Source organism: Priestia aryabhattai (assembly GCF_023715685.1).
In the GTDB taxonomy this organism is placed as follows: Bacteria; Bacillota; Bacilli; order Bacillales; family Bacillaceae_H; genus Priestia; species Priestia aryabhattai_B.
The window spans coordinates 530,237-553,352 of sequence record NZ_JAMBOQ010000003.1; the positions used below are offsets into that span (position 1 = coordinate 530,237).

Sequence of the window (23,116 nt, forward strand, 5' to 3'; positions counted from 1 at the left end):
CGAGGTGAAACTGAATGGATGAACAAACAGCAATAAAAATGTTGAATGAGTTAAGTGAAGGAAAAGTAACCGAAATTAAAGTCAAAAAAGAAGACTTTCTTGCTTTTCGTCCTTTTTTAGTAAATCGCCCTGATTTCAAACATTTTCGTGGAATAGCCGGACGCGGTGGAGATTTCACCTATACGTATCTAGAAATTCCTAGGAGCTAAACGAAATGATGGCATTATTTAATTATGCCTTATATAATGGATGTATGAGCCTGTACAGTAGAGAATATACTGTTACAAGTGCTTGTGCGTTTATTTAATAACGTAGGGTAAGAGCGATTAAATGTGTTTAGTTATAGGAGGGATATTATGGATGAGTTTCGAAAAAGTACAGCACCTTTTTATTTTGCAGATCATATATGGAAAGATAAAAATGGAATGACGACTTATGGGATGCTGTTAACGAACCGGCCCGAAGATGACGGGGACTATGACCTCCATTCGTTATTAGAAGAAGCATATGTAGATCATAAAAAAATTCTAATTACTACTGTTTACGATAACAGTGAACAGCAGTTGACCGGATACGTGATACACTTATCAGATGATCAAGACGTCTTTACGTTTATGGATGATACGGGTGCTAAGCTAGTGATTGATTTCTATGATGTTGTAGAAATTGAGATCGAAGATTAAAAAAAGCTGAATGTTGATTACAACATTCAGCTTTTTTGTGTAAAAGTAGATGAATTTAAATGTTTATCATAAGAAGCATAAGGGAAAAACGAATGGAGAAATTTCTGATTAAACTAAAAGAAAGCGGGAAAATATACCTGTATTTTAGAAAATTTACCGTGATTATGACAAAAAACAAGGTACAATGTCATAATTGTGTTCCGAACGTAATTTTGTTCATCAAACTTAAAGAAATGTAATTGAATCGTTCGGTGAAACCCCTATATAGCTATGATAGAGTAATACCATACGAAATTTCAGGAGGTATTACCTATGAAACATAGTTATATGAAATCAATGGTAGTAGCTTGTTTAGCTACTCTTTCATTTATAGGTTTTAATGCAACAGCTACGGCTGCAACTAATTATAAAGTAGTCAAAGGCGATAGTCTTTGGAAGTTAGGTAAAAGATATAGTGTAACAATTGACGATATTAAAAAATTAAACAATCGTCAAGGAGATATGATTTATATTGGTGAAACATTAGCTATTCCGAGTAAGACAAAAGTGCTGGCTGCTGAAACAACGGAACCTTCAACGACAGCACCTGCTAATACGGTCAAGCCTGAACCAAAGCCAGAACCAAAACCAGAAGCTAAACCGACAGAGCAGGAAACACCTGCAGTTTCTATTTCAGCAAGTGAAAAAGATTTATTAGCTCGCCTAGTAGAAGCTGAAGCAAAAGGCGAATCGTATGAAGGAAAAGTAGGGGTAGCGACAGTGGTGTTAAACCGTGTAGATTCTCCGAAGTTTCCAGATACGGTAACAGGAGTTATTAAACAAGTTGTCGGAAAAGCATATGCTTTTTCACCGGTTCAAAACGGATCAATTAACAAACCTGCTTCAGAAGATTCGAAAAAAGCAGTAGAGCAAGCATTGACTAGAAAAGATCGTTTAGACGATTCCATTTATTTTTATAATCCAAAAACAGCTACCGATAACTGGATTCGTTCACGTGCTGTAATTAAAACAATTGATCATCATGTATTTGCCAAATAAAAAGAGCCGCTCTGGCTCTTTTTTTAGTCTAAAAAGATATCGCGTTCCAGACTGCCTTCAGAACCTGTTAAAACTAGACCAATGTCAGTAGTAGCTTCTAAGTTCTGAACGATGGTAAAAGGCACTTTGTATTCGTTAGCAGCTTGAATATAAGGGGAGAGGTATGAATAAGACAAGGTGCCATTTAAAAACAAATGACCGCCCTTCACTTTTTTTAAAATAGGCTTTATTTTTGCTGTATCCTTTTTCATGACTTGCCCTTTTTTTAGCGCAATTTCAATATTCTCACGTAGAGCAGTTAAGAAATATCTTCGTTCGTCTCTTTTTGTTTCCTTTGCTCCATACATCCCTCGTTCTAAGTATTCTTCTAGTTGATCAGACATTACCTCACTTCCTTTCGTTATAAACTATAAACGATTATGTGTATAAGTAAAAGGGACAAGAAAAAAGGAAAATCACTGTGCTATATCACCTGTTTTTTTGCTGAGTACAAAGAAAAACAAAAAATGTGTTGAAATTTAGTCCAAAATATTGTTTAATGTAAATAGATAGAAAATCATATCGGTTTTTTATTAAAGGTTTGTAAGCGATTACAGATATACATACATAGCAGCGTTTGGGGAGACGCTCCTATGATTTTATGTTCAAAGCGTATTGTATAAAAAGGGGATTATATAGCTTTAGGGCATATACGGTCAAGCAAAGGGTCAGATAAATTAATAAAAAATCGCTATGTATTTTCATAAGAAGAACGGTCAACATTTTTGTTGAGCGTTCTTTTTATGCGTTCATATTATGTTTATTCCTCATTGTAGCAGCTGCTGAAAGTTATAAAGGTACATTCCTCATTTCATCTCTCTTATCTTACATAAGTTACATGTAGTATGTTTTAAAGTCCGAAAAAATATATGTCTGTACGCTTGTTCAATCCTAACGCCGTGGTAGAAAAGGAATATTTTTTAAGAAATCACAAAAAAAGAGGCGATTGCCTATGCAAGAAGTGGGTGAATAACATATGTAATAAAGAGAATGAAATATAACTTGAGGAGGCATGTATCATGCAAGAATTTGATGTTAATGACATAAGAAGACCATTCGGTGGTTTTGGAGGCTTTGGCCGTCCAGGATTCGGTTTCGGTCGCCCAGGTTTTGGTTTCGGTCGTCCTGGTTTTGGTTTCGGCCGTCCGGGGTTCGGCTTCGGTTTTGGTCGCCCTTGGGGTTGGGGCTTTGGAGCTGCTCCATTCCTTGGAGGGTTAGTTCTCGGAAGTGCATTAGGAGGTCCAGGTTATTACGGTTATCCAGCACCATATTACCCGCCGTACCCACCATATTATCCTTATTATTAAAACAGTGAGCGCTGATAAAGCGCTCTTTTATTATGTCCAATCCAAGGTATATATAGAATGAATGCAAGACGTTACATTTAGAAAATGATAACAGTTTTAAATAAGGAATGAACGCTTAAGCTAAAGGAGACAAGTTTTCCTTGCAACAATTGTTGATTTTGCTATAATAACTTCGGTGGCATTTTTGGTCACTGGGTGGGCGAGGGATAGATGAAAAGAAGGAAATTAGATTGAACGCATTATTTGAAAAGTTGTTTCGTTTAAACGACCACCAAACAACTGTCGGAAAAGAAAGCTTAGCTGGGGTCATTTCATTTCTTTCCATCGTGTATATTATTGCTGTTAATTCAACCATTTTGTCTGATGCCGGTATTCCGCTTGAAGCAGGAATATTTGCGACAGTGGCTTCGGCTTTTGTAGGCTGTGTTATTATGGCTTTTTGGGCAAATGCGCCTCTCATTCTGGTGCCAGGTATGGGGATTAATGCATTGTTTACGTATACGATGGTTCAATCAATGGGGTTATCTTGGCAAGAAGGGTTATTAGCAGTAGTGATATCTGGCTTTCTTTTTATAGCATTAGCTTTTTCACGATTGTCTGCCAAAATTGTCTCGTCGATTCCACATTCGCTAAAAGAAGCGATAACAGTCGGCGTTGGCTTATTTTTAACGTTTATCGGTTTGCAAAAAGGGAAGCTTGTAGTTCCAAGCGAAACCACTTTTGTAGCACTTGGAGACTTGTCGGACCCGTTTGTTATCAGTACGTTGTTGACGTTAATTATCACAATCGTACTGTTTATCCGAAATGTGAAAGGTAACTTTTTGTTAAGCATGATTGCTGGATCAGTCCTTGCCTTCCTACTTGGTGTCAGAAGCGGTGCAGAAAAAGGACAGTCCGCTGCGAGCGTGAACGACTTCTTTAGTAGCTTTGGCACATTGTCTTTTGGAGCTATTGGAGACATTGCGTTTTGGGCAGCTGTATTTTCATTAACAATGGTATTGATTTTTGAAAATATCGGTTTGCTGCATGGTCAGCTAGGTATGATGAATCAAGATAGCAAATTTCCGCGGGCCTTTCAAGCAACAGCCGCCTCAGCTTTGCTAAGCGGTGTGTTTGGAACAAGTCCAACGGTGTCTTCCGTAGAAGGAGCATCTGGTATTGCAGCTGGAGGGCGAACGGGTTTAACATCGCTGATTACAGGAGTTTTATTTTTAAGTTCACTTCTGTTTATTCCATTTATCAAGCTGGTTCCAGATAGTGCTATTGCACCTATTCTCATTGTTATTGGAGCATTGATGATTCAAAATATCAAAAACATCAATTTACAGGACTTAACAGAAGGTTTCCCTGCATTTTTAATTATTGCGCTTATTCCTCTTACGTACAGCATTGCTGATGGAATTGCATTTGGGTTCATTGCGTATCCACTGCTTAAATTATTCCTTGGTAAAATGCGTGAAGTATCGATGTTCATGTATGTAAGCGCGCTATTGTTTTTCTTGAATTTTGTGTTGCATTATATTGCTTAAAATAGACAGCTGAGTACTTTTGCTCAGCTGTTTTTTGTGTTTGAGGTGAAGAATCCTCTTTTTAGATATCATACTCCGTATTTTGTGTCCTTTGGCTAATCTGTCGCTTCTAAAATGACGTTTTCTGCGTAAAGTAGTACAGAAGTCGGAGGGGGATATAAGAGGGAGAAAACGATGGGAATTAAATTAATTAAAATATCAGCCGTTTATTTTGGAATTGGCATCATATTGGGGCATTATATATCAATTGTTCACAGCTACGCTTTGGCACCTGTTCATGTTCACATCAATTTGTTAGGGTGGACGTCGCTTACGTTAGCGGGACTTATTTATTAGTTGTTTCCTGCGTTTAGCGAAAGTAAATTAGCCAAACTGCACGTATGGTTGCACAATATAGGATTACCGGTCATGATGATTGGTTTATTTTTCATGATTGTACTAGAAAACCAAGCTTTTACACCCGTAGTGGCAGTAGGAGCAACACTTACTGCTATTGGCTTTTTAATTTTCGTGTATCACATCCTTAAAAATTTGAAATCTGAACGATAAACGAAGAAGGTCGTTGATGATGGTTGCTAATTTCAAAAGGAAAAAGAACCATCTATAGCGAATATACATGTAAACAACTTGAAACTGTGATTTACATAAAGGTGTGCTAGGCATCTTTATAAGGAGGGGTAAGCTGCAGGGATTTCTAGCTCTTATAAAAGCCAATAAAAGGGCTGATTATAAGTTTCTTGCGGCGGAGATACTATGGGAGAACATCAACAATTAGTGCGTGTTAGGGAGCTAGCAAATGAAATTATTCGACTTCGTCTTCAAGACCGTACGACTTATGACGAATTAGAGTTGCAAAATAATGTAGAGTTGTTGTCTCGTTCTGTGGTTGACTTAGTAAACATCATGTTAGCCGAAGATGTGGATTCATCTACGTCTTTAAAAGCTACAGCTTCTAAAATGAAAATGGTGTATAATAACATGCATCAAGCTGAGAAAAAAGATTATTTACATTTCTAATTGCTAGCTCCTTTTCGCCACAAACGAAATGGAGGTGTACGAGGCAGATGCTATCGTCACTAACGACTTCTGAAGCTATTGTAGCATCCGTTCTTGCACTGGTTGTCATTGCCGTTTCCATTATCTTTTTTGCCACTCTTATTATGGTTGTTGTTCGACGAGAAAGAATCAGCAGCTTGGTTAATCACGGAGAGCATGCAGATGGGAAGCAAAAAAGCTTAGGTGAATTTTTTCGTTCTTTACGAAAAAAATAAATACCGTTTTCTTATTAAATAGATAAAAGCGGTCAATTTAAACGTTGACCGCTTTTTTTAGGTTGTTTGCTTATTTTTTTCTAAAACAATACGCGCTGCTTCACTAACCGATGACACAACAGTAGAGGCGTGGCGCTGAACAGCTTCAGGAGCTGTAGCCATAGCGAAACTGTTCGGCGTTAATTGAAACATAGGAATATCATTAAATGAATCCCCCACACATGCAATTTCCTCTGGTTTTAGCTGAAGATGATTTAATAAAATTTCAATGGCATTTCCTTTGCTGATATGTTTAGGCATAATATCCAAACACTGCTTGGCAGAAATATATGTATCAATATAATCACCAAACTCTTCGTTCACCTCTTTTTGCAGAGCTACCATTTCATCATGATCTCCAAGAACCGTGATTTTAGATGGAGAAAGAGCGTGACCAAATGAATCCGTCATTTCAATTTGTTCTTCGATAGGGAAAAACATGTGAGTTTCAATCGCTTCAATAATTTCATTTCGCTGCTCTACATAATTCGTATCGTTTGAACAGACAAGCGTAATACGGTTAGGATCTATCGTTTTTTTATAAAGTTGAACCGCTAAATCATCTTCAAACACTTTTCCATGAAGTTCTTGATTTTCTTTGGTCCACACAAATCCTCCGTTTTGGCTAATACGATGAAATGTATTATTAATATCGGTAGAAATTTTTAAAATTTCCGTATCCATTCTTCCAGAAGCAAGACAAACCTCTACTCCTTGGCGCTGAAGTTCACTAAGTGCGTCTGCATTATGCTGTTCTACGTATTTTTCTTCGTGTAAAAGAGTGCCATCTAAGTCGCTTACAAATAACTTAATCATTGCTTGAAAATTCCTTTCCCTAAAAAATCTGCTGTGATAAGAGCTTTACAAATTTATTACATTCCTTATTCTATCAGTGTTTCCCAAGAAACTCATAAAAAAAGCTCAAACCAGCGGTGAATTCAAAAAGTTTGTATAAACTATTTTTTTGTTTATTCACTGTAAAAAACAGCCGCAGTCTAAAAGACCGCGGCCATGTTTTACAATACGTTAAAATATTTCGCTTCAGGATGTGCAAAAACAAGGGCTGTAACAGAAGCCTCTGGTTCCATCATGAAACCGTCTGTTAACTGAATGCCGATGTCTTCAGGTTTAATTAATTTAAACAGTTTTGCTTGGTCTTCAAGGTCTGGACATGCAGGATATCCGAATGAAAAACGCTGACCTTGGTATTTGGCTGAGAAACGCTCCGCCATTGTAAAGTCAGGCGAATCGGGGAATCCCCAGCGGTCACGAATTTGCTGATGAACACGTTCTGCTAATCCTTCGGCTAATTCAAGCGCAAGAGCTTGGAACACGTGACTCTTTAAAAACTCGCCGTTTTCTTTGAATTTCGCTGCGCGTTCGCGAATGCCTGTTCCTGCTGTTACAGAGAAGAAACATACATAGTCCATCTCTTTTTCTTTAGGCTTTGCAAAATCAGATAAGCACAGGAACTGTCCTTTTGCTTGTCGAGGGAAGGTAAATCGTTCAATTTCTGTTTTTTCATCAGCAGGATCATAAATAATTAAATCATTTCCGTCTGCTTGAGCAGGGAAGAACTGATAAATAACCGCTGGCTTAATTAAGTTTTCTTTTAGTGCCAGTTCGAGCAGGTCATCAACGGTTTCTTTTAATTGAACAGCACGCTCGTCTTTTTCAGCAAGCAGCTTATTCACTTTTCCTTTTAGCCCTAAGTGATGGCCTAAAAGCATCTGCCAGTTAATATAGGGAAGAACCTGTGCCAAATCGTAGTGTTTGACAACGTGCCGCTTTAAATCAGCCGGTACAAAAACAGGAGCGTCCGTTGAAATGGCGGATCTTTCTAAAACAGCCGTAGCTGCTTGAGCTGTTTGAGGCTGGCGTTCTCGAACCGTTACTTTCTTTTCTTGCCGCGTTTTTAAATCTTCTAAAAGCTGAATAACTTCTTCTTTGTTCTGCAGCTTATTTGCTAACGCTAATCCGTCCATCGCATCTTTGGCGTAGAGGACCGCACCTTCATATTCCGGGGCGATTTTAAAGTCAGTAAATTTACGGGAAAGGGCAGCGCCTCCTACCATAATTGGAACATCAATGCTTGATTGTGTTAAATCTTGTGCAGTCAAAACCATTTGCTGAGCTGATTTTACTAGAAGACCTGACAAGCCAATGATGTCTGGCTTTTCTTCTTTTACTGCTTCAATCAGCTGCTGCGGCGTTACTTTAATACCTAAATCAATTACTTTAAAACCATTGTTGCTTAAAATGATGTCTACTAAGTTTTTACCGATATCGTGCACGTCACCTTTAACCGTCGCAAGAATAACTTTGCCTTTTCCAGAATCATTTTCAGTTGCTTCCATATGAGGTTCTAAAAAGGCGACGGAGGCTTTCATAACTTCCGCACTTTGAAGCACTTCTGCCACAATCAGCTGGTTGTCATTAAACAAACGTCCGACTTCCGCCATCCCGTCCATAAGCGGTCCGTTAATAATATCTAACGGATCATCATATTGAGCTAAAGCCTGTTCTAAATCAGGAAGCAATCCTTCTTTAGTACCTTCGACAATATACATTGCTAATCGTTCTTCGAGTGTTAACGTAGAAATTTCTACTTTTGCTTCTTTCTTTTTATCACGATAAAAGTTGGTAAACGTGCTTAGCGTTTCATCAGTTGTGTTAAATAATAAAGCATTAGCAAGCTCAATTTCAGCTTCTGGAATAGAAGCATAGCGCTCTAATTTTTCTGTATTAACAATGGCATAATCGAGTCCAGCCTGCGTACAGTGATAAAGGTAAACGGCATTTAGTACTTCACGTCCGACTGGAGGAAGACCGAATGACACGTTACTTACGCCAAGAATGGTCAGGCAATCAGGCAGGGCTTCTTTAATCATTTTAATTCCTTTAACTGTCTCTTCAGCAGAACCAATATATTGTTCATCACCAGTCCCTACAGGAAACACAAGAGGGTCAAAAATAATATCTTTTGGATTAAAGCCATGTTTTTCAACAAGTAAATCATGTGAGCGTTTAGCAATCTCTACTTTTCGTTCTGCAGTAACGGCCATGCCTGTTTCATCGATTGTACCGACAACCAGAGCAGCACCGAATTTTTTTACTAGCGGTAAGATTGCATCAAAACGCTCTTCACCATCTTCTAAGTTAATGGAGTTAATAATGACCTTACCTTGTGAGTACGTTAAAGCTTTTTCAATAACCTTCTCGTCGGTTGAATCGATTACAAGAGGAACCTTCACTTTTTTGACAACTTCTTGAATAAATTCCTCCATGTCTTCCATTTCTTCACGGTCTGGATCTGCTAAGCAAATATCAATAACGTGAGCACCATTTTTAACCTGAGCACGCGCAATTTCAGATGCTTCTTCAATTTTTCCTTCCGCGATCAGACGCTTGAACTTGCGAGAACCGATTACATTCGTACGTTCTCCCACAAAAAGAGGGCGCATAGAATCGTCATATACAAGTGGTTCGATACCAGTTACAGCATGGTTATGCTCGGAGCGATCAAGCGAACGAGGAGCAACCTCTTTTACCGCTTCAGCCAGTGCTTTAATATGAGCAGGCGTTGTACCACAACATCCGCCTACGAAGTTTAGCCAGCCTTTATCAGCAAACCCCTTAATTTTTTGAGCCAGCAGCTCAGGGGATTCGTGATAATTACCTTCTTCATCTGGAAGTCCAGCGTTTGGATAACAGCTAACAGCTGAAGTGGCTAGGTCTGAAAGAGAGCGAATATGATCCGTCATAAATTCAGGACCTGTTGCGCAGTTAAGTCCGACTGAAAGAGGCTTCATATGCTCCAATGATAAATAAAAAGATTCGATATCTTGACCAGCCAAAGTTGTTCCCATTGGCTCAATCGTTCCTGAAATCATAATTGGAACTTCTGTTTTCAGTTTTTCAAACGCAGCTGTAATGCCTAAAAACGCAGCTTTTACGTTCAGCATGTCTTGACATGTTTCGACTAGAAGTAAGTCAACTCCGCCGTCTAACAAACCCCGAACTTGCTCTTCGTACGATTCTACTAACTCAGGGAATGTAATACCTCCGGTAACAGAGAGCGTTTTAGTTGTAGGGCCGATAGCTCCAGCTACGAACCTAGGCCATTCGGGAGTTGAATATTTATCGCGGGCTGCACAAGCAAGCTTCACAGCTTCGATATTCAATTCATACGCTAGGTGCCCTAAATCGTATTCATCAAGTACGGTAGATGTTGAGCCAAACGTATTGGTTTCAATAATATCAGCACCTGCTGCAAAGTACTCTTCATGAATGCGCTGAATCACATGAGGCGCCGTTCGAGTCAAATATTCGTTGCAACCTTCATATTCTTCGCCGCCAAAATCTTCAGCGGTTAAATCAGCATCTTGAATCATCGTTCCCATTGCTCCATCGATGACGAGTATTCGCTTCTTTAGTTGTTGTTCGATAAGTGAGCTCATTTATATCTTCCTTTCTGATGTAACGAGTTGCTTGTCATGAATATAGCGTGTTAGAATTTCGGTCATTTCATAACGCATAAACGGCGTAATTAAGTAAATACCGTCAAATAGCTCATATGCTGTATCAATTAAGTGTTTTGCAATTGCAAGACCTTCGACTTCACCGCGAATCCGGTCATTTCCTGTTGCGTCCATTCGCTCTAGAATATCTTCTGATAATTTAATTCCAGGTACTTCATGGTGAATAAATCGAGCATTTCTTGCGCTTGTTAACGGCATGATCCCGATGTATACCGGTGTTGTTAAATGTTTGGTTGCTTCATATACTTCTTCAATTTGCTTGGTTGAATAGAGAGGCTGAGTAATGAAATAATGAGCCCCGCAGTCGATTTTCTTTTCCAAACGCTGAACTGCTCGGTCTAAGTGACGCACATTTGGGTTAAAGGCAGCTGCGATGGAAAAATTGGTTTTTTGACCAAGCGGTTTGCCGGAATAAGATAGTCCTTCATTAAACTGAGCGATTAAACTAATCAAGTCAAATGAAGATAAATCGTAGACCGAAGTGGCGCCAGGGAAATCGCCAACTTTTGACGGATCACCGGTAATCGCAAGTACTTGATTCATTCCTAATGTATGAAGTCCCATTAAATGAGATTGAAGTCCAATTAAATTTCGGTCGCGACATGTAATATGAATAAGCGGTCGGGCCTTTGTTTCTTGCTGCATCAATGTTGCCATTGCCAAGTTGCTGATGCGAGGTGAGGCAAGAGAATTATCAGCTAATGTAATAGCATCTACGCCAACTTTATCAAGTGCTTTTGCGCCTTCTAAAAATTTCGTCGGACCAAGCTGTTTAGGTGGATCTAGCTCGACGATAACCGAGCGGCGCTTCTTCACAATTTCATGCATATGAGGTTTATCCTGCTGTTCACGCTCTTGAACCGTAACGGCTGGTCTCATTTTAACCACTTTACTTGTAATCGGAGGCTGGTCTTTTAAGGCAGACGACATCGCACGTACGTGAGCTGGTGTTGTACCGCAGCATCCTCCAATTAAGCGAACACCTTGTTCACGGAATAAACGCGCGCTTTCTACAAAGTAGTCTTCATTCGTTTCATATTCCAATTTTCCTTCCACATACGCCGGAAGGCTGGCGTTAGGGTAAGCAGATAAGAAAGCACGATCAGGAAGCGGTACTTCTTCAAGAGACCGAATCATATGATAAGGACCCAAGCGGCAGTTGAGTCCTACGACATCTGCTCCTAAGTCTTCTAATTCTTTTAACGCATCTGCTAAAGGACGGCCATCTTGTAATACGCCAATATCATGCAGGGAAACGTGGGTAATAATAGGCTTATCCGTTTCTTTTCTTGCCAGTGTAAGAACGGTCTTTAATTCTTCGAAATCATAGTATGTTTCAAATAAAAGGCCATCCACGCCTTCATTTAAAAGCCAAAACATTTGTTCGCGAATGCTTCGCTTAACCTCTTCTAAACTAATAGCGTTTTTTTGGAAAGAACGAATTCCGCCGAGTGTACCAACAACGTAAGCCTGGTCTTTTACAGCTTGTTTCGCCAACTTTACACCGGCAACATTGATGTCTTTGACCGAATCTTCTAATCCATAACGAGCAAGTTTTTGATAATTAGCAGCGTAAGTGTTCGTTTGAATAACGTTTGCACCTGCTTCTACATAGGCTCTGTGAATACGAGAAACCTCTTCTGGTTTGGTGATGTTTAGTTCTTCAAAGCAGCTGTCAATACCGTGTGAGTAAAGGAGGGTACCAGTGGCACCATCCCCAATTAAAATTTTAGACTTTAAATCTTCAAGTAACCCCATGTCAAAACCTCCTTAAATTGTTCCGCTTCTATTTCACGAGTGATTCGTTTTATGCAATATGCCGATAAAATAGAAAAAGTCTTCTTAAGAAGAAGACTTTTTTCGCCTTCTTATCTTCCAAGCAATAAATTGCTTGCTGGATTTAGCACCATGTCTCTAACGACTGGTTGCTGAGGTTTCAAAGGGCCAGTCCCTCCACCTCTCATGATAAGAATCAATTGTATATAATTGAAACATATTTTTTTTAATAGAAAGAATACTTATTTAATAATTTATCTGATTTTTAGAAATTATACAACAGTAAATTGTGAATTTCCAGCAAATATTGAGGGGAATCTAAAAGCTAAAGGGAAAATATCCGTATATTTTGTTTGAAAATGACTGTTATGTTAAGGGTTAAGAGGTTTTTTGTGAGAAAAACAAAAAGAAAATGCGAAATAAAAAATAAACGAAAAGGGAAAAGCGCTAGGATATGTGTAAATTCACACGTAAAAAGGCTCGTCTTTTTTTTATAGTTTCTACATATAGTGAACTATGAAGGGTAGAAGGGTGATGGGCATGAAAAGGTGGAAACTCACACTGCAGGTTGCTGCTACGTATGTAGGCACCGTTGTAGGAGCCGGTTTTGCAACAGGCAAGGAAATCGTGCAATTTTTTACACAATACGGGGAACTTGGAATGGTCGGAATTTTAGTCAGCGGCTTGTTTTTTATTTGGCTTGGTTCGAAAATGATGCTGCTTTCGCACTCAATTGGGGCTTCTTCTTATCAGCAGCTTAATACATATTTATTTGGTGATGTGCTTGGAAAAGTGGTAAACGGTGTAATGATTGTCATTTTATTTGGAGTAACTTCAGTCATGCTAGCGAGTACGGGGGCAATAGGAAAAGAGCAGTTCGGGCTGTGGCCTCCTGTTGGAATGATTTTTACAATTGTTTTAACTTATGTATTTATCGCAAGAGGGATTAACGGTATTTTAATGGTTAATTCTCTTGTTGTGCCGATGATGCTTTCATTTGCTTTTATCATCTTTGTGCCAAATATCAGCTATTTCTCACTGATTCAAACGAAGCCAGATTTAACGCTCGTGACACAGTGGAAGTGGGCGGTTAGTCCCTTTTTATATATTTCCCTAAATCTTGCTTTGGCTCAGGCCGTTTTGGTTCCATTAGGAAGCTCCGTAAAGGATAGGAGCGTGATTAAAAAAGGGGCCGTAATAGGAGGATGTGTACTTACGTTTATGCTTGTTTCTACTCATCTTGCACTTTCCAATTTGCCTTATTCATTTCAACTCGATATTCCTATGAGTGCCGTTGTTAAGAATATCTCAGCTTGGGTGAATGTTTTATTTACTGTAGTTGTGTTAGGTGAGATTTTTACTACATTGATTGGAAATGTATTTGGAATCGCTAAGCAGCTTCAGTCATTTCTTCCCCTGAATGATAAACAAGCTTTTGTGTTTATTATCTTGGCTTGCTTTATTATTGGGCAATTCGGATATGCCCAACTTCTTGAGTTTTTGTATCCGATATTTGGCTATATTGGACTAGCTTTTGTATGGATGTTATGTATTAAAAAAGAAAAAATAAGCTAATAGTTGGATTTTAAAGAGCAGATGTGAAAAAACGAAGTTAAATGATGTGACAAGTCGATTTTACTTTGCTATAATGTAAAACAAATAAGACTATAGCAGTCGAATATATTATCCTTCGGGGTCGGGTGTAAGTCCCAACCGGCGGTGATAAAGCGTATGCTTTTAAGCCCGTGACCCGTTTTCATACGATGTATGTTAGCGGTGGATCTAGTTAAAATCTAGAGCCGACAGTAAAAGTCTGGATGGGAGAAGGATCAGGAAGCACAGTTGTTTTTTTGTGTTGTATTAATGAGGGACAGGTTTGCCTTTTTAAGGATACCCTTGTTTTCATACACTACATACGACTGTTTATTTCGTATACAATTAGCGGAATTTTGCATAGATAAAACTGATTCAGCTCAGCCGACCCCTTGGACATTTGTTCAAGGGGCTTTTTTATTTTTAGTGGTTGGGGGAAAGATAAATATGAAAAAAAAGCAGCTGCTATTTCAAAACGGCATAAAAAGTTGGAATAGAGCCAAAGCAGGTGAAGAAAATGTTCACAGGTATTATTGAAGAAATTGGAAAAATAAAACGTATTCAAAAGGCCACAGAAGCAATTGTTCTTACGATTGATGCGAAGACCGTGTTAGAAGATGTGAACTTAGGGGACAGTATTTCAGTTAACGGCGTTTGTTTAACCGTAACGGCTTACTCTCAAAATGAATTTACGGTCGATGTCATGCCGGAGACAATTAAAGCAAGTACCCTTCAGCTTCTAACCGTTGGATCACGTGTTAACTTAGAACGGGCGATGGCTGCAAACGGCCGGTTTGGAGGGCATTTCGTTAGCGGACACGTTGATGGGATTGGAACAATTGTAAGCAAAACACGTAAAGGAAATGCCTTTTATTATGAAATTCAAGTCGATCCTGAACTTCGTGAATTTATGATGTTAAAAGGATCTGTTTCAGTAGACGGAACAAGTCTTACTATTTTTGATGTCAGCAACCAATCATTTACTATTTCTCTTATTCCTCATACGGTGCTTCATACAGTCGTGGGAGACAAACAGCGAGGAGACAAGGTGAATATTGAATGCGATATGTTAGCTAAATATATGCATCAGATGATGACTAATAAGTCAACTCCTGGCGCATCGAATCGTTCAGGTAATATGAAGGATTTATTGCAGCAGCATGGTTTTACAAATTAACAGTGAGGTGAAAGAGATGTTTCATAAAGTAGAAGAAGCCATTGAAGAGTTAAAAAAGGGAAAAGTGGTTATTGTATGCGATGATGAAGATCGAGAAAATGAAGGAGATTTTATTGCATTAGCCGAAAAAACGACGCCTGAGGTTATTAACTTTATGGCTACTCATGGAAGAGGATTAATTTGTACACCTGTTAATGAAGACATTGCGCATAAATTGAATCTTCACCCGATGGTAGCAAACAATACGGATGTACATGGAACAGCATTTACAGTAAGTATTGATCATATTTCAAGTACAACAGGTATCAGTGCATACGAACGTTCTGCTACCGTTATGGCTCTTGTAAATGACGTAACGGTAGCAAGTGATTTTCAACGCCCAGGACACATTTTTCCATTGATTGCAAAAGACGGAGGCGTTCTGCAGCGTGCGGGTCATACAGAGGCCGCTGTTGATTTAGCAGTATTAGCAGGAGGGAAACCTGCGGGTGTTATTTGTGAAATCATGAATGAAGATGGAACAATGGCACGCGTACCGGATTTAACAAAGATTGCAGAGCAATTTGATTTAAAAATGATTACAATAAAAGATTTGATTGCCTACCGCCGCAAACATGACCAGCTTATTAGCCGTGAAGTAGAAGTGAGCTTACCTACGGCATTTGGTGATTTTAAGGCTGTAGGATATACAAATAAACTTGATAATAAAGAACATGTGGCTCTTATTAAAGGTGATATTGATCATAATAGCCCCGTTCTAGTTCGCGTTCACTCTGAGTGTTTGACTGGAGATGTGTTTGGTTCTGAGCGCTGTGACTGCGGTCCTCAGCTTCACGCAGCTCTTACACAAATTGAAGAAGAAGGACGTGGCATTCTGCTGTATATGCGTCAAGAGGGCAGAGGCATTGGCTTATTAAATAAGCTAAGAGCATATAAGCTGCAGGAAGAAGGATACGATACCGTAGAAGCGAATGAAAAACTTGGGTTTGCTGCGGATTTACGAGAGTATGGAATCGGAGCTCAAATCTTGAAAGATCTTGGAGTCAAACAAATGAAGCTTTTAACGAATAATCCTCGTAAAATTACTGGGCTAAAAGGATACGACCTTGAAGTGGTAGAGCGAGTGCCTCTTCAAATGCCGGCAGTGGATGCCAATAAAAAATACTTAGATACAAAAGCTAAAAAATTAGGTCATTTATTACATTTATAATTTTACACTTTTTTTCGTTATAACAAATAAAGCTAATTCATGAAAAGAAATGTAAATAACTATATATTAATACTAGCAGGAGGAACAAAAGATGAATCATTTATATGAAGGAAATTTAGTTGGCACAGGATTAAAAATCGGAATTGTGGTAGGACGTTTTAATGAATTTATTACAGGTCGTTTACTTAGTGGAGCAGAAGATGCGCTCAAACGTCACGGTGTAGCTGATGAAGATGTAGACGTGGCTTGGGTGCCGGGTGCTTATGAAATTCCATTAATCGCTAAAAAATTAGCTGAATCTAAAAAATATGATGCAGTTATTACACTAGGAACGGTTATTCGAGGAGCTACTCCCCACTTTGATTTTGTATGTAATGAAGTAGCAAAAGGCGTTGCATCTCAAAGCTTACAAACAGGCGTACCAATTATCTTTGGTGTATTAACAACTGAAACAATTGAGCAAGCAATTGAACGTGCAGGAACAAAAGCAGGAAATAAAGGATGGGAAGCTGCAGCATCAGCTATCGAAATGGCTAACCTTTCAAAAATGATTGAAGGATAATTGATACCTCTCCCGCTTTTAAAAGCGAGAGCATCTAAAAACCTTGACTATTTGTTAGTCAAGGTTTTTTTGAATAGAAGTTAGCTATGTATAATTTGGATAAAACGTCTTACTCTAAGTAATAATTAAGTCGTAAAAGGGAGACGGCTATGCCTCATTATACTGCTTTTTTTGCATTGATTATTATCAGCACGGCCGTTTTGCTTACAATATTCATACGTGAAAAAGATAAAAAGCTAGTCGTTTTGCTTTTTTTTATCATTGGAATGGCTTATGTACTAGAGTATGTTGTATTTGTGTTGTTTGAAAGTTACGATTACGATCCTGATTTTATGACCAATAAATATTTTGATAATTTGTTTGGGTCCTTAACTTCTCAAGCGTTTGCTTTTCCAATCATGGCTATGGTGGTAGCTGCTTATCAATTAAAATTTCGCTATATTTTAATCATTTCAACTATGTTTATGGGGATTGAAGAATTATTTTTACACTGGGATATTTATACACACCACTGGTGGAAAACAATTTATACAGGTGTTTTAATGACCATAGGCTTTAGTATTTCAAAGATTTGGTATGTATGGCTAACAGAACGTTATATGACATTTGTGCATTACGCTACATTTTTCCTCGGAATGCTCGCCATTACTTCTACTATTATGTTTATGTTGTTAGCATATTTTCATAATAATTGGTTTTATACAGGATGGTTTGCGTCGGCTACTCATGATTCCGTAAATGCAACAATGATTTATGTTTGTATTGTTACGATTCTCCTCGTTTGGAGTGCAGCCAAAGAATTTTTTATTGGAGCTGGAATTATTATAGTTGGGCTGCGTATAGTAGATATTTTTCTGATTCACTATGGGGTTTTGCTGGTATCTATTACCACTTCACTTGTTCTTTTTACGCTTTTACAAGCAGGTGTATTAATTCTGAGCGTTATGCTTCAAGATTTTATTATGAAAAATTGTTATGGGACGAGCAAAAAAGACGTTGCGTTTCCAGCGAAGAACTACTAAGATAATACGTAACTCAAATAGTTTAGTTCAATAATATTTGAAACAAAGAAAAATGAATTGACGGTTATGCGTATTATTTGTAAGATAGGAAAGCAAATAATAGAAAGCCGAAACAGGGGAGTGAAGGATTCGTGAAAGAGTCCTTTTTTGTAGAAAAGGTACTTAATAATAATGTATTAATTGCTAAACACCTTACCTATGATGAAGTTGTGCTAATTGGGAAAGGAATAGGATTCAACAAGAAAAAAGGCGATGAAATCGATGCAAAAGCTGTGGAAAAAATGTTTTTGTTAAAGAGTGAAGAAGAGCAAGAACAGTACAAGCAGCTTTTAGCTCAGGTGGATGAAGACGTAATTGAAATGATGAATGATATTGTAACGCACATTCAAAAACGCGTTAATATTCCTTTGAATGAGCATATACACATTTCATTGACAGATCATATCGCTTTTGCAATAAAACGTTTTCAGCAGGGGATGGGCCTTAAAAATCCATTTTTACTTGAAACAAAAGCCTTATATCCAGAGGAATATACGATAGCATCTGAAGTGGTAGAGATTATTAGTCGCAAAATAGGCGTGCAGCTTCCAGTAGGAGAGATTGGTTTTATTGCGCTTCATATCCATAGTGCGCTGACTGAAAAAAACCTGCTAGAAGTGAATCAAGACTCGCAGCTTATTCAAACGATTATTAATGTGATTGAAGACTCGCTTCATCTGCAGGTAGACAAAGAATCTGTACACTATATGAGATTGATTCGTCATTTGCATTTTGCTATTGATCGAGTAAAAACAGGAGAAAAAATAGAAGAGCCAAAAAAAATTGCTTTGCTATTGAAAGAAGAATATCCACTGTGTTACAATGTGTCTTGGAAAGTGATAAAAGTAATGCAGCAAGCGTTACATTTACCTGTGTATGAAGCAGAAGCAGTTTACTTAACGATGCATCTGCAGCGACTTATAACAAAAACGGATTTATAAAATCATTTCAATACGTGTTACTGATACGATCAGGCATGAGTGAGAAATGAAGCGATGTATAATTGGATGAATTTATCCATTTGTCGTTTCTTTTTCCTCATGCCTTTTTTGTTATAAGAAAGCGCAATCATTGAAAGCTTCGCCTCAGGACACAAGGAGATGTAACGAGTTTTCTAGTTAAAGAAAGCGTTTTATGAAAGCGCGTTAATGATTCACGTATCAAATAGATAGCTTGTTGCACACTAAATATATAAAAGGAGGTAAGCGCCATGTTTAAAAAACTTTTTGGAGTATTACAAAAAGTCGGAAAAGCGCTTATGCTACCGGTTGCGATTTTACCGGCAGCAGGGATTTTATTAGGCTTTGGTACAGCGTTTCAAAATGAAACCTTATTAGACTTATTACCTGCCTTAAATGCAGATTGGTTTCAGCTTATTGCTCACGTAATGGCTAATGCCGGCGACATTATTTTCGGTAACTTACCGCTATTGTTTGCAGTTGGGGTAGCCGTTGGTTTAGCTGGTGGCGATGGAGTAGCTGGTATTGCTGCTATTGTTGGTTATTTAATTATGAATGTAACAATGGGGACAGTAAAAGGGTTAGATACATTAGACGCAGTAGAATTTAGCAAGTTACTGAAGGAAAGTCCAGCATATGCAAGTGTACTAGGTATTCATACACTACAAACGGGAGTATTCGGTGGTATTATCATCGGGGTACTTGCTGCTTCAATGTATAATCGATTCTTTAATATTGATTTACCAGCATATTTAGGTTTCTTTGCTGGAAAGCGTTTTGTTCCAATCGTAACTGGAGTTTCATCTATTATCGTGGGGTTAATTATGGTAGTAGTATGGCCAGTAATTCAAAGTGGTTTAAACACGTTCTCAACAAATATGATTGATTCAAATTTAACATTATCAGCATTTATCTTTGGATTAATTGAACGTTCATTAATTCCATTTGGGTTACATCATATTTTCTATTCACCTTTCTGGTTTGAATTTGGACAATATGTAGATAAAGCAGGTAATGTGGTTCACGGAGATCAACGTATTTTCTTTGCACAATTAAAAGATGGCGTGCCTTTAACGGCAGGAACATTCCAAGTTGGTAAATTCCCATTCATGATGTTCGGTTTACCAGCAGCTGCTCTTGCAATTTATCACGAAGCTCGTCCTGAAAATAAAAAATATGTAGCTGGTATCATGGGTTCAGCTGCTTTAACATCATTCTTAACGGGTATTACAGAGCCGCTTGAATTCTCCTTCTTATTCGTAGCGCCAATACTGTTTGCAATTCACGCAGTATTTGCTGGTTTATCGTTTATGGTTATGCAATTATTAAATGTTAAAATCGGTATGACGTTCTCTGGAGGAGTCATTGATTACATTCTATTCGGAGTTCTACAAAACCGTACAGCATGGTGGTTAGTAATTCCGGTAGGTTTAGTTTTAGCCGTTATCTACTACTTCGGTTTCCGCTTTGCGATCCGTAAATTTAACTTAAAAACACCAGGACGCGAAGATAAAGAAGAAGGCGCAGATGATGAGAAAGTAGAAGCAGCAGAGCTTCCAACAAACATTTTAGCTGCACTTGGTGGTAAAGAAAACATTACACATTTAGACGCTTGTATTACGCGTTTACGTGTATCAGTAGATGATGTAGGCAACGTTGATAAAAACCGTTTGAAAAAACTTGGAGCTTCTGGTGTTCTTGAAGTTGGTAACAATATTCAAGCTATTTTCGGTCCAAAATCTGACACGTTAAAAGGTCAAATTCAAGATATTATGAATGGCAAAACACCAGTTGTCAAAAAAGAAGAGACAAAAACAATTGAAAAACCTGTTGCAACATCTGGAGCAGGAAGCGATAATGGTAATGATATTGTTTCACCGATTGAGGGAGAATTGGTACCTTTATCGGAAGTACCAGATCAGGTATTTTCACAAAAATTAATGGGCGACGGTTTTGCGATTATTCCGAAAACAGGCACAGTAGTTGCACCAGTGGACGGAAAAATAGTAAACTTATTCCCGACGAAACATGCTTTAGGTATTGAATCAACGACTGGACGTGAAGTTTTAATTCACGTTGGTATTGATACAGTTAATTTAAAAGGCGAAGGTTTTGAAGCTTTAGTTGCCCAAGGCGATGAAGTGAAAAAAGGACAGCCTCTATTGAAAATTGATTTAGACTTTGTAAAAGAAAATGCACCATCGACGATCACGCCGATCATTTTCACGAATTTACAAGCTGATGAAAAAATTGATATCTTAAAGCAGGGCCAAGTTTCTCAACAAGAAGCAAATATTATTAACATTTCAAAGTAAAAAGGAGATTGATTTAACATGGCACAAAAAACATTTACAGTAACAGCAGACTCAGGAATTCACGCACGTCCAGCAACAACTTTAGTACAAGCAGCAAGCAAATTTGATTCTGATATCAACTTAGAATTCAACGGTAAAACTGTAAACTTAAAATCAATCATGGGCGTTATGTCTTTAGGTATTCAAAAAGGCGCTACAATCACTATCTCTGCAGAAGGTTCTGACGAAGCAGATGCACTTGCTGCTCTTGAAGATACAATGAGCAAAGAAGGATTAGGCGAATAATGACAAAGGAAATTCAAGGCATTGCCGCTTCTAGCGGCATTGCTATTGCTAAAGCATTTCGTCTAGAAAATCCAGAATTAACCGTTGAAAAAAAATCAGTAACTGAAGTTGAAGCAGAAGTAGCACGTCTAGAAGCTGCACTAGAAACGTCAAAATCAGAACTTGAAATTATTAGAGAGCACGCTCGTAAAGAACTAGGAGATGACAAAGCAGAAATCTTTGAAGCTCACTTATTAGTTCTAAGCGATCCTGAACTTATTAATCCAATTAAAGATAAAATTACAAATGAAAATGTAAACGCTGAACATGCACTTGATGAAGTAGCGGCAATGTTTATTAATATGTTTGAGTCAATGGACAATGAATATATGAAAGAACGTGCTGCTGATATCCGTGACGTAACAAAGCGTGTATTAGCTCATCTTTTAGGTGTAAACGTTTCAAATCCAAGTTTAATCTCAGAAGAAGTTGTCATTATCGCAGAAGATTTAACGCCGTCTGATACAGCACAGTTAAATCGTAAGTTCGTAAAAGGATTTACTACAGATATTGGGGGACGTACTTCTCACTCAGCAATTATGGCGCGTTCAATGGAGATTCCAGCTGTTGTAGGTACAAAAACAGTTATGGAAGACATTCAAAACGGCGTATTAGTAATTGTTGATGGTTTAGATGGCGAAGTTATCGTTGATCCAAGCGAAGAAACAGTAAAAGCTTACGAGAAAAAAGCCGCTGAGTATGCAGAACAAAAAGCTGAATGGGCTAAGCTTGTAAATGAAAAAACGGTTTCAGCTGATGATCATCACGTTGAACTTGCAGCTAACATTGGTACACCGGAAGATGTAAAAGGCGTATTAGAAAACGGCGGCGAAGGCGTTGGCCTTTATCGTACAGAATTCTTATATATGGGCCGCGAAGAGCTTCCAACGGAAGAAGAGCAGTTTACTTCTTATAAAACAGTTCTTGAACGTATGGAAGGCAAACCAGTGGTTGTTCGTACTCTTGACATTGGTGGAGACAAAGAGCTTCCTTATTTAAATCTACCAAAAGAAATGAACCCATTCTTAGGATTCCGTGCCATTCGCTTATGTCTAGAGATGCAAGATATGTTCCGTACACAGCTTCGTGCGCTTCTGCGTGCAAGCGTATACGGTAATCTGAAAATTATGTTTCCTATGATTGCTACTGTTGATGAGTTCCGTCAAGCAAAAGCTATTCTTTTAGAAGAAAAAGCAAAACTTCAACAAGAAGGCGTACAAGTTTCGGAAGACATCGAAGTAGGGATGATGGTAGAGATTCCTTCTTCAGCGGTAATCGCAGATTTATTTGCTAAAGAAGTAGATTTCTTCTCTATCGGAACAAACGATTTAATTCAATACACGCTTGCTGCTGACCGCATGAATGAGCGCGTGTCTTATTTATATCAACCGTATAACCCAGCGATTCTTCGCTTAGTGAATATGGTAATCAAAGCGGCTCATAAAGAAGGTAAGTGGGTAGGCATGTGCGGAGAGATGGCAGGAGATGAGATTGCAATTCCAATTCTTTTAGGCTTAGGCTTAGATGAATTTTCAATGAGTGCAACATCCATTCTCAAAGCTCGTTCTCAAATCCGTCAATTATCAAAAGCTGATATCGAACCTCATTTAGATACAATTCTATCAATGTCTTCTACAGAAGAAGTTATTGAGTTCGTAAAATCAACTTTTCATATTGGATAAAAAAAAAGGT

Annotated in this window: 20 protein-coding genes, 1 pseudogene and 2 riboswitches; of the genes and pseudogenes, 17 read left to right on the forward strand and 4 right to left on the reverse strand. The window is 38.3% G+C overall.

Annotated elements, in window-relative coordinates; all coding sequences use genetic code 11:
* Positions 1-14 precede the first annotated feature (14 nt).
* From M3225_RS15780 to M3225_RS15790, 3 genes are all read left to right on the forward strand, one after another.
* Positions 15-209, forward strand: a complete 195-nt coding sequence (locus M3225_RS15780; RefSeq protein ID WP_251395237.1) for a hypothetical protein — start codon at positions 15-17, stop codon at positions 207-209.
* A gap of 147 nt (positions 210-356) precedes the next feature.
* Positions 357-683, forward strand: a complete 327-nt coding sequence (locus M3225_RS15785; protein WP_013082248.1) for a hypothetical protein — start codon at positions 357-359, stop codon at positions 681-683.
* Positions 684-995: 312 nt separating this feature from the next.
* Positions 996-1,721, forward strand: coding sequence for a cell wall hydrolase (locus tag M3225_RS15790; RefSeq protein ID WP_251395239.1), 726 nt, complete (start codon positions 996-998; stop codon positions 1,719-1,721).
* Between the two features lie 23 nt (positions 1,722-1,744).
* Here the strand turns inward: M3225_RS15790 and M3225_RS15795 are convergent, their stop codons facing one another.
* The gene (locus tag M3225_RS15795; RefSeq protein ID WP_251395241.1) at positions 1,745-2,104 is read right to left on the reverse strand and encodes a YueI family protein; all 360 of its coding nucleotides are present in this window, start codon (positions 2,102-2,104) and stop codon (positions 1,745-1,747) included.
* Positions 2,105-2,779: 675 nt separating this feature from the next.
* Between M3225_RS15795 and M3225_RS15800 the strand changes: the two genes are divergently transcribed.
* From M3225_RS15800 to M3225_RS15820, 5 genes and pseudogenes are all read left to right on the forward strand, one after another.
* Complete coding sequence (locus M3225_RS15800) at positions 2,780-3,067, forward strand: hypothetical protein (protein WP_251395243.1); 288 nt, start codon at positions 2,780-2,782, stop codon at positions 3,065-3,067.
* Positions 3,068-3,297: 230 nt separating this feature from the next.
* Complete coding sequence (locus M3225_RS15805; protein ID WP_251395245.1) at positions 3,298-4,596, forward strand: NCS2 family permease; 1,299 nt, start codon at positions 3,298-3,300, stop codon at positions 4,594-4,596.
* 174 nt (positions 4,597-4,770) lie between these two features.
* Positions 4,771-5,145: pseudogene (locus M3225_RS15810) on the forward strand (cytochrome-c oxidase).
* Positions 5,146-5,349: 204 nt separating this feature from the next.
* Positions 5,350-5,613: a hypothetical protein gene (locus tag M3225_RS15815; protein WP_013055998.1), complete on the forward strand. Its 264-nt coding sequence runs from the start codon at positions 5,350-5,352 to the stop codon at positions 5,611-5,613.
* A gap of 47 nt (positions 5,614-5,660) precedes the next feature.
* The gene (locus tag M3225_RS15820) at positions 5,661-5,867 is read left to right on the forward strand and encodes a hypothetical protein (protein ID WP_013055999.1); all 207 of its coding nucleotides are present in this window, start codon (positions 5,661-5,663) and stop codon (positions 5,865-5,867) included.
* Between the two features lie 57 nt (positions 5,868-5,924).
* Here M3225_RS15820 and M3225_RS15825 read toward each other — a convergent pair whose 3' ends face one another.
* The 3 genes from M3225_RS15825 to M3225_RS15835 form a co-directional block, all read right to left on the reverse strand.
* Entirely contained in the window at positions 5,925-6,722 is a 798-nt protein-coding gene (locus tag M3225_RS15825; RefSeq protein ID WP_251395247.1) for an HAD family hydrolase, read from the reverse strand.
* Positions 6,723-6,922: 200 nt separating this feature from the next.
* The gene (metH, locus tag M3225_RS15830; protein WP_251395249.1) at positions 6,923-10,366 is read right to left on the reverse strand and encodes a methionine synthase; all 3,444 of its coding nucleotides are present in this window, start codon (positions 10,364-10,366) and stop codon (positions 6,923-6,925) included.
* On the reverse strand, positions 10,367-12,205 hold the full coding sequence (locus tag M3225_RS15835) for a bifunctional homocysteine S-methyltransferase/methylenetetrahydrofolate reductase (RefSeq protein ID WP_251395251.1): 1,839 nt from the start codon (positions 12,203-12,205) through the stop codon (positions 10,367-10,369).
* A 107-nt stretch (positions 12,206-12,312) separates the two neighbouring features.
* A riboswitch (SAM riboswitch) is annotated at positions 12,313-12,419 on the reverse strand.
* A 344-nt stretch (positions 12,420-12,763) separates the two neighbouring features.
* Here M3225_RS15835 and M3225_RS15840 point away from each other — a divergent pair.
* From M3225_RS15840 to ptsP, 9 genes are all read left to right on the forward strand, one after another.
* Positions 12,764-13,798, forward strand: a complete 1,035-nt coding sequence (locus tag M3225_RS15840; RefSeq protein WP_251395253.1) for a YkvI family membrane protein — start codon at positions 12,764-12,766, stop codon at positions 13,796-13,798.
* 107 nt (positions 13,799-13,905) lie between these two features.
* A riboswitch (FMN riboswitch) is annotated at positions 13,906-14,056 on the forward strand.
* Between the two features lie 277 nt (positions 14,057-14,333).
* Positions 14,334-14,993, forward strand: coding sequence for a riboflavin synthase (gene ribE / locus M3225_RS15845; protein WP_013056005.1), 660 nt, complete (start codon positions 14,334-14,336; stop codon positions 14,991-14,993).
* Positions 14,994-15,009: 16 nt separating this feature from the next.
* Positions 15,010-16,203 carry a bifunctional 3,4-dihydroxy-2-butanone-4-phosphate synthase/GTP cyclohydrolase II gene (locus tag M3225_RS15850; RefSeq protein ID WP_251395255.1) on the forward strand — a complete coding sequence of 398 codons (1,194 nt, stop codon included), beginning with the start codon at positions 15,010-15,012 and terminating at the stop codon, positions 16,201-16,203.
* Positions 16,204-16,294: 91 nt separating this feature from the next.
* The gene (ribH, locus tag M3225_RS15855) at positions 16,295-16,765 is read left to right on the forward strand and encodes a 6,7-dimethyl-8-ribityllumazine synthase (RefSeq protein WP_013056007.1); all 471 of its coding nucleotides are present in this window, start codon (positions 16,295-16,297) and stop codon (positions 16,763-16,765) included.
* A gap of 149 nt (positions 16,766-16,914) precedes the next feature.
* Positions 16,915-17,787: a hypothetical protein gene (locus M3225_RS15860; RefSeq protein ID WP_251395257.1), complete on the forward strand. Its 873-nt coding sequence runs from the start codon at positions 16,915-16,917 to the stop codon at positions 17,785-17,787.
* Positions 17,788-17,918: 131 nt separating this feature from the next.
* Complete coding sequence (gene glcT, locus M3225_RS15865; protein WP_251395259.1) at positions 17,919-18,767, forward strand: glucose PTS transporter transcription antiterminator GlcT; 849 nt, start codon at positions 17,919-17,921, stop codon at positions 18,765-18,767.
* A 269-nt stretch (positions 18,768-19,036) separates the two neighbouring features.
* A complete protein-coding gene (ptsG, locus tag M3225_RS15870) occupies positions 19,037-21,100 on the forward strand; it encodes a glucose-specific PTS transporter subunit IIBC (protein ID WP_251395261.1) in 2,064 nt (687 codons plus the stop codon).
* An 18-nt stretch (positions 21,101-21,118) separates the two neighbouring features.
* Entirely contained in the window at positions 21,119-21,385 is a 267-nt protein-coding gene (locus tag M3225_RS15875) for a phosphocarrier protein HPr (RefSeq protein ID WP_013056011.1), read from the forward strand.
* Positions 21,385-23,106, forward strand: a complete 1,722-nt coding sequence (ptsP, locus tag M3225_RS15880) for a phosphoenolpyruvate--protein phosphotransferase (RefSeq protein WP_251395263.1) — start codon at positions 21,385-21,387, stop codon at positions 23,104-23,106. Before M3225_RS15875 ends, ptsP begins: the two co-directional genes overlap by 1 nt.
* The last annotated feature ends 10 nt before the right edge of the window (positions 23,107-23,116 follow it).

Coding starts and splice junctions, on each gene's coding strand:
- ribH (WP_013056007.1), top strand. CDS start 16,295: ATGAATCATTTATATGAAGGAAATTTAGTTGGCACAGGATTAAAAATC.
- M3225_RS15795 (WP_251395241.1), bottom strand. CDS start 2,104: ATGTCTGATCAACTAGAAGAATACTTAGAACGAGGGATGTATGGAGCA.
- ptsG (WP_251395261.1), top strand. CDS start 19,037: ATGTTTAAAAAACTTTTTGGAGTATTACAAAAAGTCGGAAAAGCGCTT.
- M3225_RS15835 (WP_251395251.1), bottom strand. CDS start 12,205: ATGGGGTTACTTGAAGATTTAAAGTCTAAAATTTTAATTGGGGATGGT.
- M3225_RS15785 (WP_013082248.1), top strand. CDS start 357: ATGGATGAGTTTCGAAAAAGTACAGCACCTTTTTATTTTGCAGATCAT.
- M3225_RS15820 (WP_013055999.1), top strand. CDS start 5,661: ATGCTATCGTCACTAACGACTTCTGAAGCTATTGTAGCATCCGTTCTT.
- ptsP (WP_251395263.1), top strand. CDS start 21,385: ATGACAAAGGAAATTCAAGGCATTGCCGCTTCTAGCGGCATTGCTATT.
- M3225_RS15825 (WP_251395247.1), bottom strand. CDS start 6,722: ATGATTAAGTTATTTGTAAGCGACTTAGATGGCACTCTTTTACACGAA.
- M3225_RS15875 (WP_013056011.1), top strand. CDS start 21,119: ATGGCACAAAAAACATTTACAGTAACAGCAGACTCAGGAATTCACGCA.
- ribE (WP_013056005.1), top strand. CDS start 14,334: ATGTTCACAGGTATTATTGAAGAAATTGGAAAAATAAAACGTATTCAA.
- M3225_RS15800 (WP_251395243.1), top strand. CDS start 2,780: ATGCAAGAATTTGATGTTAATGACATAAGAAGACCATTCGGTGGTTTT.
- M3225_RS15840 (WP_251395253.1), top strand. CDS start 12,764: ATGAAAAGGTGGAAACTCACACTGCAGGTTGCTGCTACGTATGTAGGC.
- metH (WP_251395249.1), bottom strand. CDS start 10,366: ATGAGCTCACTTATCGAACAACAACTAAAGAAGCGAATACTCGTCATC.
- M3225_RS15780 (WP_251395237.1), top strand. CDS start 15: ATGGATGAACAAACAGCAATAAAAATGTTGAATGAGTTAAGTGAAGGA.
- M3225_RS15815 (WP_013055998.1), top strand. CDS start 5,350: ATGGGAGAACATCAACAATTAGTGCGTGTTAGGGAGCTAGCAAATGAA.
- M3225_RS15790 (WP_251395239.1), top strand. CDS start 996: ATGAAACATAGTTATATGAAATCAATGGTAGTAGCTTGTTTAGCTACT.
- M3225_RS15850 (WP_251395255.1), top strand. CDS start 15,010: ATGTTTCATAAAGTAGAAGAAGCCATTGAAGAGTTAAAAAAGGGAAAA.
- M3225_RS15860 (WP_251395257.1), top strand. CDS start 16,915: ATGCCTCATTATACTGCTTTTTTTGCATTGATTATTATCAGCACGGCC.